This is a genomic window from Streptomyces sp. NPDC054866 (assembly GCF_053610745.1).
Genome location: NZ_JBSGZA010000001.1, coordinates 478570 through 490878, shown reverse-complemented (window position 1 = coordinate 490878; position 12309 = coordinate 478570). Strand labels below are relative to the sequence as shown.

Sequence of the window (12309 nt, the reverse complement as noted above, 5' to 3'; positions counted from 1 at the left end):
ATGAGTCAGCGAATAAGCGGCGAAACCGGCACAATCGGCACGGTCAAGACCTCCGTGTGGCGTCAGCCACGCACGATCCTCTGGGTCACGGCAGGTCTCGTGGCGTTGGGGTTCCTCGTCGCCCTGGAGATCGCCGCGCGCCGCTACGGCGGTGTGCCGGGGCCGATCACCAATCAGGCGCGGGAGGTGCTGTTCCCGCCCAAGCCGGGGCCGCTGTACGGCGGCCTGGCCCTGATGATGGTGGTGCTCACGTGGCGGCAGCGGTTCATCGCCGCCGGTGCCGCGGTCGGGATCGACGCCGTCTTCGTGCTGGTGCGGTGGGCGGTCGGCACCGAGGTGCCCGAAGGGCAGTTCTTCGGCAATGGCGCGCTGTGGGTGATGCTGGGCTGTGCGGCCGTCGCGATCACGCGCCGCGTCGGCGAGGAACGGGTTCTGATGCTCAAGGGCGTCGGCCTGGGGCTGCTGCTCGTGGCCGGACGCAAGACCGGTGACACCTGGCTGCTCATCACGGCGAAGACTCGCCCGACCGTGCTCGACCCGTACGTGGCGACCGCCGATCACGCCCTGGGCAACCCGTCATGGCTCGCAGGCCGGATGCTGGAGGCCAGCGGCCCGCTCGTCCCCCATGTCATCGACCTGGTCTACGCCCAGCTCGCCGTGGCCGCGGTCGTCGCCGCCCTCTACCAGCTGCGCAACGTGGCGAGCGAACGCCGCTTCCCGCGCCACCATCTGGTGCGTACCTTCCTGGTGATCGGCCTCCTCGGCCCCGCCGTCTACATGATCTTCCCGGTGGTCGGGCCGGTCTTCGCCTACGGCCCCGGCACCTCCGGAACCGGCGGCGTGCAGTGGGCCGTGGCCAATCTGTGGCCGCACACGCCGCCGCCGATCGGCGTCCCGCACCCGGTGCCGTACGACGGGATCACCCCCCGCAACTGCATGCCCAGCCTGCACACCGCGTGGGCCACCGCGATCTTCATCCACTCCCGCAAGGGCCCGCGCCTTCTGCGCTACGCGGGAACCTTCTGGCTGGTCGCCACGCTCAGCGCGACGCTCGGCTTCGGCTACCACTACGGCGTGGATCTCGTCGCCGGCGTGGTGTTCGCGCTCACGGTCGAGGGAGCTCTGCGCGCGTACGACCGCGGCTGGGACCGGTCGGGGATCCAGCTGGTCGCCTATGGCACGGCGGTCTTCGGCGCGCTCCTGGTGTCGTACCGCTATCTGCCGATGGAGATGGCGGCGCATCCGTGGGTGTTCGGTCCCCTCGTCATGCTGTCGATGGCCTCGGTGATCTACGGCTACGTACGCACCAACAGAGCCTGGGAACCGGCGGCCGCGCCGACCCTCCGGCCGCCGGAACCCCAGCCCGAAATGGTGTGAGTCAGGTCAGCGGCCTGTCGTGGCGCAGGTCGGCGAAGAGCCGGGCCGACTTCTCGGGGTCCCATTTCAGTACGTTGCCCTTGGGGGTGGGGACGCCGAAGCCGGACACGGGTACGTTGATCCGCTTGCCCTGTCCGCCCCTTCCGCCCTGTCCGCCCGAGACGCTCTGCACGGCGCGGAACATGTTGCTGAGGTCGCGCAGGCTCATGTCCTTGTCGACGATGAGCGTGTCGAGCCCGGCCTGCATGGCCGGGCCGATCTCCGTCGGGTCGAAGAGGGTGCCGGGCCGGGCGGCCTGGTGGGCGAGGGTCGACAGGAATTTCTGCTGGTTCTTCGACCTGCCCAGGTCGCCCTCCTTCTCCTGGTGCCGCTGGCGGACGAAGGCGAGCGCCTGCTTGCCGTCCAGGGTGTGACAGCCCTTGCGCAGGTCGGCGCCCGACTTCTTGTCCTTGATGTCGCGGTCGAGGCACATCCGTACGCCGCCGATGGCGTCGACGATGTTCACGAACCCCGCGAAGCCGATCTCCGCGTAGTGGTCGATGCGTAGGCCGGTGTTGCGCTCGACGGTGTGGACCAGGAGTTCGGGGCCGCCGTAGGCGAACGCGGCGTTCAGTTTGTCGCCCTCGGGGCGCTTCGTCTTGCCCGTCGTCGTGTCGAGGCGGCCGGGCACGGTGACCCAGGAGTCGCGCGGCAGGCTGACCATGCTGGTTCCGTTGGCCCCGGTGTGCAGCAGCATCATCGAGTCGGTGCGCCGCCCGCCGCCCCCGCCCGCGCGCAGATCCTTCACGGCGTCCGGCGAGAGCCCGTCGCGGCTGTCCGAGCCCACGATGAGGTAGTTGGTGCCCTTGCCGGGCGGCGGGCGGTCCCCGTACGCGCCGAGGTCGACGTCACGCTGGAGCCGGGTCTCGGCCCAGCCGTACGTGCCGCCCGCCGCGACGACCACGCCGGTGAGGAGGACGAGGACCGCCCGCCGCAGCCGCCTGCGCTTCTTCTTCGCCTGACGGGCGTGGGCGCGCCGAGGTCCGTAGCGGGAGCTCGGGCGGTCGGTGAACCGCTCGGCCTGCTCGCGCGCGGCGGAGTCTTCCGGGATCACGTCTGTCATGGTCAACTCCCTTGCAGACTGCGCCGCGTCTCTTCGGGCGGCGCTTGGAGCAGGTACGGGTCGGCGGTGCCGGTGCGCTTCATGCTGTGCCACTTCAGGCGGGTGCCGAGCAGCGCCGTGGCCACGGAGTGGATGACCACCAGGTACATCAACTGCCGGTACACGAACTGCTGGAGCGGGAGCACCCACAGCACACGCAGCCGTTCGCGGTCGAGCCGCAGCGCGTACGCGGCGGTCACCAGCTGGATGGAGAGGAACCCGAACCAGACCAGGGCGGCCTCCACGGGGTCGCGGAACAGCGCACCGAACAGGGCGAACATGTCCACGACCGGTGCGCACAGCGGAAGCACGATCTGGAACAGCGTGACGTAGAGCATCACGCGCCGGCCGAAGCGTCCGGCGGGTCCTACCTCCGTCGCCGCGTGCCGGTGCTTCCACATCGACTGGAGGGTGCCGTAGCACCAGCGGTAGCGCTGACGCCACAACTGCCGCACGGTGCTCGGCACTTCGGTCCACGCGACCGCCGACTGCTCGTAGACGACGCGCCAGCCGGCCCGCCAGAGCGCCATCGTGAGGTCGGTGTCCTCGGCCAGGGTCTCGTCGCTGACGCCTCCGACACCCATCAGCGCGTCCCTGCGGTACGCCCCGATCGCCCCCGGCACCGTCGGCATGCACTCCAGGACCTCGAACATCCGCCGGTCGAGGTTGAAGCCGAGTACGTACTCCAGGTGCTGCCATTTGCCCAGCAGGCGGCGCCGGTTGCCGACCTTGGTGTTGCCGCTGACCGCGCCGACCGCCGGGTGGGCGAGCGGCTGGACGAGGCGGGCCAGTGCCTCCGGTTCGAAGATGGTGTCCGCGTCGACCATCACGACGATGTCGTAGCGGGCGTGCGCCAGGCCGGTGTTGAGGGCGCTCGGCTTGCCGCCGTTGGGCTGGCGGATCACCGTCACCCGCGGGTCGTCGATGTCCTCGGCGATGTCGGCGGTGGCGTCCGTCGAGCCGTCGTCGATCACGATCACCTGGAAGTGCGGGTGGGTCGATGCGAGCAACGAGTACACCGTGGAGGCGATACCTGCCTCCTCGTTGTACGCGGGCACCAGGATCGTCACCGGGTCCCGCACCTCGCGGAGGCGTGGCGCGCCGGGCCGGTACCGGTGCAGCCTGCGCACGTGGAGCCGGGCGAACAGCGCGAACAGGAGCATCCGCAGGACGCCGAGCACGCCCGTGAGGGTCAGCGTCCACACCATCACGGTGAGGAAGGCGTGGCCGAGCCGCTGCGACCAGATCAGGCCCTCGCCCTCGATCTCCCGGGCGACCGGGACCGCTTGGGTGAAGGAGGGACGGCCGAGGCCGCCGCTGACGGTGGTGAACGAATTCACCCTGCGGTCACGCAGCAACTCCTCGGCCTCGCGGAAACCGAGGTCGGTCTGGCTGTGCTGCGTCACGAGGCCGCGCCACGGCTTGCGGGTTTTGTAGTCCGATGCGACCACCAGGTACCCCTGTTCCGCCGCGCGCTTCGCGGCCGGCCACTGCGGGCCGCAGAGCGTGTCCGCGGCCGTGGTGTGCGGCAGCCGCAGCAGGGTGGTGTTGACGCCGGCCGCACCCGCGAGAGCGGTCTGGGTGAGCGAGAGTTCGAGACGCGCGCGCAGCGGTGAGGCGACTCCGAAGTCGCCGCCGCTGTAGGTGTACGAGCCGATCTCGTGGCCCTCGCGCACGATCCGCCGCGTCAGTTCGGGGTGCCGGGCCGCGTCCTTCCCGTAGACGAAGAAGGTCGCCCGTGCGTGGTGTCTGCGCAGCAGGTCGAGCAGGCGCGGTGTCCACACCGGGTCGGGCCCGCCGTCGAAGGTGAGCGCTACGGTCCCCGGCGGCATGCCCGCGGTGGCGACCCCCTTCGGGCCGAACCGCAGCAACGGCTTCCCGTCGTCCGCCTCGCGCGGGATCGGCCGGGTGCACGGCGGTTTGGTGCGCGCGGCGTCGACCTGGTGGGTCGTCCAGCCCTCGAAGAGGAGGGCGACGGCGACCACCAGGAGCACGAGGAGGAGCACGAGCCAGTGTCCGCGCGGCGGTCGGCGGACAGCGGTGGCACGGGGGCTCACTTCTCCGGGCCTCCGGCCGGCGGGGCGGATCTGCCGGCCGGCGGGCGGCGGTGGTCGTCCCGGTCCGCGCGGGCTCCGGCTCGGGCGGGGGCGCCGGGGGCTTCTGGGGCCTTCTTGGCACCCGGGTGGGCAGGGGCGTTCATACTCGGCGGCTGCGTGCCGACGGGCTGCCAGAGCCCGCTGATCACGGTGCCGACGAACAGCAGATACCCGAGGCAGGCGCAGCCCACGACGAGCGCGAGGCCTTGCAGCGTCCGCCTCCGCAAGCCCGACTCGTCGATGAATACGGGGATTTGGGGCGCGGCAGCGGGGGGATGCCGCGCGGCAGGGGTCTGCCTCGTCGGGACAGCGTCTTGTCGCGCCGTGACAGCGTCTTGTCGCGCCGGGCGCCCGGGCGCGCCCGGCGGGGACGCGGACGGCAATCGCCCGTCGTGCGGTGTGCTGGCTATGTGGGGGATGCCCTGCACTGGTGCTCCTGATCTGCGGCCGCGCACGCGCGACTCTTTATGTGTGGGGGGTTACATGTGTGGGGGGTTACGGGCCCGGGGGCCCGCTGTACTGCTCGCGAGGCGTCAGGCGGCGGCCGCCTGGCGTCACGCAGCCCCCGACCCTACTCGGACACCCGTGCGGCACGGCAACAGACCACCGGGGAGCGGCAGTCGTCAGTTGGGGATGCGCCACGTGGGTACCGGGGCTCCCATGGGCGACATTCTTGTGGGTACCTGCTCGTGGACCGATCCGGCGCTCGTCCGCAGCGGGTGGTACCCGAAGGGACAGCGCGACGCGGCAGGGCGGCTGCGGTACTACGCCGAGCGGTTTCCCGTCGTCGAGGTCGACTCGACGTACTACGCGCTGCCCGGCGAACGCAACAGCCGGTTGTGGGCCGAGCGGACACCCGAAGGCTTCACGTTCGACGTGAAGGCGTTCTCGATGCTCACGGGACACCCCACACGCCCGGCCGCGCTGCCCGGCGGCCTGCGGGACGGCGCCCGGAACCCGGGCGTCCTGGACCCGGGCGTCCTGGACGAGGTGTGGGCACGTTTCGCCGCGGGGGTCGAACCGCTGCGACAGGCCGGACGGCTCGGCAGTGTGCTGTTCCAGTTCCCGCCGTGGCTACGGCCCGGGGAGCGGGCCGAGGAGGTACTCGCGCTGACCGCTCGGCGGACCCAAGGGTGGCCGCTCGCCGTGGAGTTCCGGCACCCCGACTGGTGGCGGGCGGAGCAGGCCGAGGCCACCCGCGCCCTGCTGGCCGGTCACGGCATGGCGGCGGTCGGCGTCGACATGAACCGGACGCTGCCGTCCTCGCTGCCTCCCGGCGCACCGGTCACCTCGCCCCGCCTTGCCGTCGTACGCTTCCACGGGCGCAGTGACGCGTGGGGGCGTGGAAGCAAGGAGGACCGCTTCCGGTACGCGTACGCCGACCATGAACTCGCCGAATGGCTGCCCCGGTTGCACACGCTCGCCGAGCGGACCGAGCAGGTCCACGTCCTGTTCAACAGCTGCTGCGCGGACGCCGCCGTACGTGCCGCCGAGGCCATGACGCGGCTGCTCGGTCCGGCCGGCGCAGGCGGTGCGGCCATGGTCCCGTCCGACTCCGGCTCCCCGCACGTGTACGGACGCGGCAGTGGGGATACCCGGCCGCATACAAGCCGCACAACCGACCACGGAAGGGACGGAGTTATGGCACACCAGGCTGAAACCGGCGACGTCACCGGCACCGCGGACAAGAACTACAACCTGTTCTGGTACGTCGAGGCGTGCCTCAGCAACGCACTGCGCCTGGAGAAATACATCCAGGACGCGGAGCGCGAGAAGGACACCGAGGTCGCGGACCTCTTCCGCAAGGCACAGGCGGACAGCCGCAAGGGTGCCGAACTGGGCAAGCGCCTGCTGCGCAGCCGACTCGACGACTGACCCGCCGCGCGCGATCGAAGGGCCCCTTCAGCGTGGCCCGTACGCGCCCGCGAGGCCCCCGGGCGATGCGCCCGGGGGCCTCGTACGCCGGGCCTGTCGGCGCTCCGTGGGAGCGTGACATTCTCCGTTCACCGCACGGACCGCCGCCCGTCGCGCCACCCGACGGAAGTCTTCACGGCAAGATCACAGAGTGGATCCGTCATGCAGTGCCCATGACAGAAAGGGATCCCTTCATGGCCAAGCCCCGCAGACCCCACGCCGGCCTCACCCGGCCCGCCCTCACGCGCGTCGCCCTTGTCGCGGCCCTCACGGCGGTCGCGGCGACCGCGCCCCTGAACTCCGGCGCCGTCGCGGCCACGCCCCTGCCCGCCGTCGAGCCGCGCTCCGAGACCCCCGCCCTGCACGACGACGACGCGGGCGGCAACGCCGACGCCGACGACCCGGCGATCTGGCGCAACCCCGCCGACCCGGGCCGCAGCCTGGTCGTCGCCACCGCCAAGCAGGGCGGGCTGCGCGTGTACGACCTCTCCGCGCGCGAGGTGCAGTCCGTTCCCGCGCCCGCGCCACCCGGCCCCGAGGACGCGCCCGGCCGCTTCAACAACGTCGACCTGGTGCACGGTCTGCGCCTGCCGTCCGGCCGTGCCGACCTCGCCGTGACGAGCGACCGCGGCAACGACCGGCTGCGCGTCTACCGCATCGACCGCGACCGCTCCGGCGGCCCGCTCACCGACGTCACCGACCCGTCGGCGCCGCCCGTCTTCTCGTCCTCGCAGGAGGAGACCAACGAGCAGCGCACCGCGTACGGCCTCGCGACGTGGACGGACCCGGCCACCGGACGGTCGTACGCGGTGGTCAGCCAACGGGAGCGGACCCGGATCGCGCTCCTCGAACTGACCCCGAAGAGCAACGGCACGGTGGGCTACCGCAAGGTCCGCACGCTCGACCTGCCTGCCAACTTCCGCCTGCCGAACGGCACTTCGTGGTCGCCGTGCGGCGAGCCGGGCGAACTGCCGCAGGTGGAGGGCATGGTCGTGGACCCGGCCAACGGGACGCTGTACGCGGGCCAGGAGGACGTCGGCATCTGGCGCCTGCGCGCCGACCTCACCGGGAAGCCCCAACTGGTCGACAAGGTAAGGGAGTACGGCGTCCCAGGGACGTACGACCCTTCGACCGAGGAGTGCGCCGCGGGCGCCGACCCCGGCTACGGCGGCAAGCGCCTGAAGGCCGACGTCGAGGGTCTGACGCTCCTTGAAGAAGGCGACAGCGACGGTGACGGATATCTGCTGGCCTCCAGCCAGGGCGACAACACCTTCGCCGCCTACGACCGTGAGCTGTCCGACCGCAACGAGTACGAGGGCGGCTTCCGCGTCACCGCCGCGTCCGCCACGCTCGACGGCTCCGAGGAGTGCGACGGTGCCGCGGTGCTCAACGAGCCGCTGGGCGCCGCGTACCCGAACGGGCTGCTCGTCGTGCAGGACGGCCATGACACGCCCGGTGACTCCGAACGGCCCTCCACCGGCTTCAAGTTCGTGGATCTGGGCGACGTGTTCGACGCCGTCGACGACTGATACGGCCCTCGGCTGATACGGCCCTGGGTGCTACTCGGCCGCCCACAGGCCACGTACGTGACCGAGGTGACGGGTCATCACCGCGCGTACGGCTTCCTCGTCGCGGGCGAGCAGCGCGTCGAGGATCTCCAGGTGCTCCTCGGCCGACGCCTCAAGGCGGCCCGCGTCGACGAGCGCCTGGAGTCCGTACAGGCGGGAGCGCTTGCGCAGGTCGCCGACCACCTCGACCAGGTGGTCGTTGCCGGAGAGCGCGAGCAGGCCGAGGTGGAAGCGGATGTCGGCCTCCACGTACGCGATGAGGTCGCCGTCCGCCGCCGCGGTGACGATCGCCTGCGCGGCAGGCCGCAGCGCTTCAAGGGCGGCGGGGTCCGCCGACGTGGCGAGCTCCGCCGTGGTGGGGATCTCGATGAGCGCGCGGATGTGCTTGTACTCGTCGAGCTGCTTCTCGGAGACCGCGGTGACCCGGAAGCCCTTGTTCGGCACCGTGTCGACGAGCCCCTCCTTGGCGAGGTCGAGCATCGCCTCGCGGACCGGGGTGGCGGAGACGCCGAAGCGCGCGGCGAGGGTGGGCGCCGAGTAGACCTCGCCCGCGCGCAGTTCACCCGCGATGAGCGCGGCGCGAAGGGCGTCCGCGACCCGCTCGCGGTAGCTGCTGCGCGTCCCGCCCAGGCTGGGCAGCGCGGCGGGGGCGGCGGACGGGGCGGGGTTGCGCCGGGCGGGCATGGGGGCGGTTCCTCCTGAGTGCAATGTCACGTCGTACGTCGTAGGAGTATCTCAGTAGCCCCTACAGGACGAACCCCGCGGGGAAGGGGTCTTCCGGGTCGAGGAGGTACTGCGCGGTCCCGGTCACCCAGGCGCGGCCGGTGAAGCTGGGCAGTACGGCGGGGGTGCCCGCGACCTCGGTGGTGCCGAGGAGCCGCCCGCTGAAACGCGTACCGATGAAGGACTCGTTGACGAACTCCGTGTCCAGCGGGAGCTCTCCGCGCGCGTGCAGCTGTGCCATGCGCGCGCTAGTCCCCGTGCCGCAGGGCGAGCGGTCGAACCAGCCGGGGTGGATGGCCATCGCGTGCCGGGAGTACCGGGCGGTGGCGCCGGGCGCGTAGAGGTGGACGTGGTGGCAGCCGCGGATGGACGGGTCCTGCGGATGCACGGGCTCGCCCTCGGCGTTGATCGCCTCCATCAGCGAGAGGCCCGCCGCGAGGATCTCGTCCTTGCGCCCGCGCTCGAAGGGGAGGCCGAACTGGTCCAGGGGCAGGATCGCGTAGAAGTTGCCGCCGTAGGCCAGGTCGTACGTCACCGAACGGCCGTCGGGCAGGGTGATCTTGCGGTCGAGGGCGACGGCGAAGGACGGCACGTTCTTGAGCGTGACGGCCTTCGCCGCGCCGTCCTCGACGGCGACCTCGGCGACGACGAGGCCCGCCGGGGTGTCCAGGCGGATGGTGGTGACCGGCTCGACGACCTCGACCATGCCGGTCTCGACGAGGACGGTGGCGACGCCGATGGTGCCGTGCCCGCACATGGGCAGATAGCCCGAGACCTCGATGTAGATCACGCCGTAGTCGCAGTCGGGCCTGGTGGGCGGCTGGAGGATGGCGCCGCTCATCGCCGCGTGGCCGCGCGGTTCGTTCATCAGGAGCTGCTTGATGTCGTCGCGGTGCTCGCGGAAGTGGAGCCTGCGCTCGTTCATCGTCGCGCCGGGGACGGTGCCGATGCCGCCGGTGATCACCCGCGTCGGCATGCCTTCGGTGTGCGAGTCGACCGCGTGCAGGACGAGTTTGCTGCGCATGCAGGAGCCCTTTCGTCGGTGGCCGTGCGGGGTTGGGGTCGGTGACCGTGCGGGGTGTCAGGCGAGCCCGGCGGCGACCGTGCGTTCGGTGGCGACGCGTACCGCCTTCTCCTGCTCGGGAAGCAGCGGCACCCGTGGCGGACGGCAGGGGCCGCCGTGCCGCCCGACGATGTCCATGGACAGCTTGATGGCCTGCACGAACTCGGGCCTGGAGTCCCAGCGCAGCAGCGGGTGCAGCTCCCTGTAGAGCTCCCGTGCCGTGGTCAGCTCGCCGGTCACGGCGGCACGGTAGAGCTCGACGGAGGCGGCGGGCAGCGCGTTCGGGTAGCCCGCGACCCAGCCCTTGGCGCCCGCGAGGGCGAGTTCGAGCAGGACGTCGTCGGCGCCGATCAACAGGTCCAGCTCCGGGGCGAGTTCGGCGATCCTGTACGCGCGGCGTACGTCTCCGGAGAACTCCTTGACGGCGTGGACGTACCCCTCGCCGTGCAGCTTCGCGAGGAGTTCGGGCTCCAGGTCGACTTTGGTGTCGATGGGGTTGTTGTACGCGACGACAGGGAGGCCCGCCTTCGTGACCTCCTCGTAGTGGGCGAGTACGGAGCGTTCGTCGGCGCGGTAGGCGTTCGGCGGGAGCAGCATCACGGATGCGCAGCCCGCGTCCTTGGCCTGCTCGGCCCAGCGGCGGGCCTCGGCGGAGCCGTAGGCGGCGACGCCGGGCATCACGCGCCACCCGCCGACCGCCGCGACGGCGGTCTCGACGACCTTGGCGCGCTCCTCGGGGGTGAGCACCTGGTACTCGCCGAGCGATCCGTTGGGCACGACGCCGTCACAGCCGTTCTCGACGAGCCAGGTGCAATGCTCGGCGAAGCGGGCGTAGTTGACGGAGAGATCGTCGTTCAGCGGGAGAGCGGTGGCGACGAGGACGCCGTGCCAGGGGCGGCGGGGTTGGTCGGCGGGCGTGGTCATGGGGGTGGTCCCTTCGGTGGGGTGCGGTGGGTGTGGGGCGGGTGCAGTTTGGTCTTGCCGCTAGGGGGAGGGGGGCTGTTCCGCTTGGTTTTCGGTGGGCTGTGCCAGCACGCCGAGCGGCACCGGCCTGGCGAACGGCCGCCGCGCGGACCGCTCCTCGCATCCCGCGAGTCCGGCGACGGCCGCCGAGCACATCCGGCCCTGGCACCAGCCCATGCCGGCCCGGGTCAGGAGTTTCACGGTTCGCGCGTCGGTGGCCCCGAGTTCCTCGACGGCCTCGCGGACCGCCGAGGCGGGGACCTCCTCGCAGCGGCAGACGAGGGTGTCGTCGTGGAGCTGTTCGGCCCAGTGGGCGGGCGGCACGTACACGGCGTTGATCGCGGCGGCGAACTCCCGCATTCTCGTACGGGACTTGGCGGCGGCGGTCCATGCGCGCGGGTCGGGTGCGCTCCCCCGGAGCCGGGCGGCGGCCGAGCGTCCGGCGATGTGCCCTTCGGCAAGGGAGAGTGCCGCGCCGCCGATGCCTGTCGCCTCCCCGGCGGCCCAGACGCCGGGGACGTCGGTGCGCTGTTCGGTATCGGCGGCGACGTTCAGGCCGTCGATGCGGCAGCCGAGCCCTTCGGCGAGATCGGTGTGCGGCAGCATGCCGTGGCCGATGGCGAGGGTGTCGCAGGGGATGCGTCGCTCGGTGCCGGGCCTGACGCGCCCCGCCGCGTCGAGCGCGGCGATGGTCACCGCTTCGAGCGCGTCCTTGCCGTGCGCTTCGACGACGGTGTGCCGCGAGGCCAACGGGATGCGGTGGCGCAGTAGTTGGGCGGCGTATCCGGCACCCTCTGCGAGCTTGTCCGGATGGGCGGCGAGGGTGGCCGCGTGCCGCGCGAAGGCCTTGGGGTCGGCGGACTCGACCAGGGCGGCCACCTCGGCCCCGGCCGCCGCGAGCCCGACGGCGACGGGCATGAGTAGCGGCCCGGTTCCGGCCACGACGACGGTGCGCCCCGGAAGGACGAGGCCTCCCTTGAGCATGGCCTGCGCACCACCGGCGGTGATCACGCCGGGCAGGGTCCATCCGGGGAAGGGCAGCACCTTCTCGTACCCCCCGGTCGCGAGGACCACGGCGTCGGCATGCACCGCCACGGACTCTTCCTGCTCGGGCCCCAGGAGCGCGTGCACGGTGAAGCGGGGCCCGGCGGGGGCGGTGGACGAAGCCGGGGGAAGGGATGCCACACCGGCAGGCGGAGCAACGCCGGCACCCGGGGGTTGCCCACCGGACGCCCCACCAGGCCCCACACCGCCCGCACACACCGCACCACCGCCCGACACCCCGGAAGCCGATGCGCCACCGCTCGGCACGCCGGAAACCCGTGCCCCACCGCTCGGCACGCCGGAAGGCGGTTCCCCACCGCTCGGCAAGTCAGAGGCCGGTGCACCACCGCCCGGAACGCCGGAAGCCGATACCCCACCCCTCGACACGGCAGAAGCCGATGCACCGCCGCTCAGCACGCC

At 71.9% G+C, this 12309-nt stretch carries 10 protein-coding genes and 1 pseudogene; 4 read left to right on the top strand and 7 right to left on the bottom strand.

Going from position 1 to position 12309, the window contains the following annotated elements:
• Positions 1-1377 carry a phosphatase PAP2 family protein gene (locus ACWGI2_RS02000; RefSeq protein WP_453693132.1) on the top strand — a complete coding sequence of 459 codons (1377 nt, stop codon included), beginning with the start codon at positions 1-3 and terminating at the stop codon, positions 1375-1377.
• A gap of 1 nt (position 1378) precedes the next feature.
• Here ACWGI2_RS02000 and ACWGI2_RS01995 read toward each other — a convergent pair whose 3' ends face one another.
• From ACWGI2_RS01995 to ACWGI2_RS01985, 3 genes are read right to left on the bottom strand one after another with little or no spacing between them, the layout of a single operon-like run.
• Positions 1379-2479, bottom strand: coding sequence for an LCP family protein (locus tag ACWGI2_RS01995; protein ID WP_453693130.1), 1101 nt, complete (start codon positions 2477-2479; stop codon positions 1379-1381).
• A 2-nt stretch (positions 2480-2481) separates the two neighbouring features.
• Entirely contained in the window at positions 2482-4575 is a 2094-nt protein-coding gene (locus tag ACWGI2_RS01990) for a bifunctional polysaccharide deacetylase/glycosyltransferase family 2 protein (RefSeq protein WP_453693128.1), read from the bottom strand.
• On the bottom strand, positions 4572-4841 hold the full coding sequence (locus ACWGI2_RS01985; protein WP_453693126.1) for a hypothetical protein: 270 nt from the start codon (positions 4839-4841) through the stop codon (positions 4572-4574). Before ACWGI2_RS01985 ends, ACWGI2_RS01990 begins: the two co-directional genes overlap by 4 nt.
• 433 nt (positions 4842-5274) lie before the next feature.
• On the opposite strand from ACWGI2_RS01985, the pseudogene ACWGI2_RS01980 reads away from it, so the two are divergent.
• The 3 genes and pseudogenes from ACWGI2_RS01980 to ACWGI2_RS01970 form a co-directional block, all read left to right on the top strand.
• A pseudogene (locus ACWGI2_RS01980) lies at positions 5275-6135 on the top strand (DUF72 domain-containing protein); the annotation flags it as partial.
• A gap of 120 nt (positions 6136-6255) precedes the next feature.
• On the top strand, positions 6256-6489 hold the full coding sequence (locus tag ACWGI2_RS01975) for a hypothetical protein (protein WP_453394895.1): 234 nt from the start codon (positions 6256-6258) through the stop codon (positions 6487-6489).
• A gap of 233 nt (positions 6490-6722) precedes the next feature.
• Entirely contained in the window at positions 6723-8057 is a 1335-nt protein-coding gene (locus ACWGI2_RS01970; RefSeq protein ID WP_453693124.1) for a phytase, read from the top strand.
• Positions 8058-8087: 30 nt separating this feature from the next.
• On the opposite strand, the gene ACWGI2_RS01965 is transcribed toward ACWGI2_RS01970, so the two are convergent.
• The 4 genes from ACWGI2_RS01965 to ACWGI2_RS01950 form a co-directional block, all read right to left on the bottom strand.
• Complete coding sequence (locus ACWGI2_RS01965; RefSeq protein WP_453693122.1) at positions 8088-8780, bottom strand: GntR family transcriptional regulator; 693 nt, start codon at positions 8778-8780, stop codon at positions 8088-8090.
• A 61-nt stretch (positions 8781-8841) separates the two neighbouring features.
• Entirely contained in the window at positions 8842-9843 is a 1002-nt protein-coding gene (locus ACWGI2_RS01960; protein WP_453693120.1) for a proline racemase family protein, read from the bottom strand.
• A gap of 57 nt (positions 9844-9900) precedes the next feature.
• Complete coding sequence (locus tag ACWGI2_RS01955; RefSeq protein WP_453693118.1) at positions 9901-10806, bottom strand: dihydrodipicolinate synthase family protein; 906 nt, start codon at positions 10804-10806, stop codon at positions 9901-9903.
• A gap of 60 nt (positions 10807-10866) precedes the next feature.
• Positions 10867-12030, bottom strand: coding sequence for an FAD-dependent oxidoreductase (locus tag ACWGI2_RS01950; RefSeq protein ID WP_453694624.1), 1164 nt, complete (start codon positions 12028-12030; stop codon positions 10867-10869).
• Between the last annotated feature and the right edge of the window lie 279 nt (positions 12031-12309).

Coding starts and splice junctions, on each gene's coding strand:
- ACWGI2_RS01965 (WP_453693122.1), bottom strand. CDS start 8,780: ATGCCCGCCCGGCGCAACCCCGCCCCGTCCGCCGCCCCCGCCGCGCTG.
- ACWGI2_RS01960 (WP_453693120.1), bottom strand. CDS start 9,843: ATGCGCAGCAAACTCGTCCTGCACGCGGTCGACTCGCACACCGAAGGC.
- ACWGI2_RS01970 (WP_453693124.1), top strand. CDS start 6,723: ATGGCCAAGCCCCGCAGACCCCACGCCGGCCTCACCCGGCCCGCCCTC.
- ACWGI2_RS02000 (WP_453693132.1), top strand. CDS start 1: ATGAGTCAGCGAATAAGCGGCGAAACCGGCACAATCGGCACGGTCAAG.
- ACWGI2_RS01975 (WP_453394895.1), top strand. CDS start 6,256: ATGGCACACCAGGCTGAAACCGGCGACGTCACCGGCACCGCGGACAAG.
- ACWGI2_RS01955 (WP_453693118.1), bottom strand. CDS start 10,806: ATGACCACGCCCGCCGACCAACCCCGCCGCCCCTGGCACGGCGTCCTC.
- ACWGI2_RS01995 (WP_453693130.1), bottom strand. CDS start 2,479: ATGACAGACGTGATCCCGGAAGACTCCGCCGCGCGCGAGCAGGCCGAG.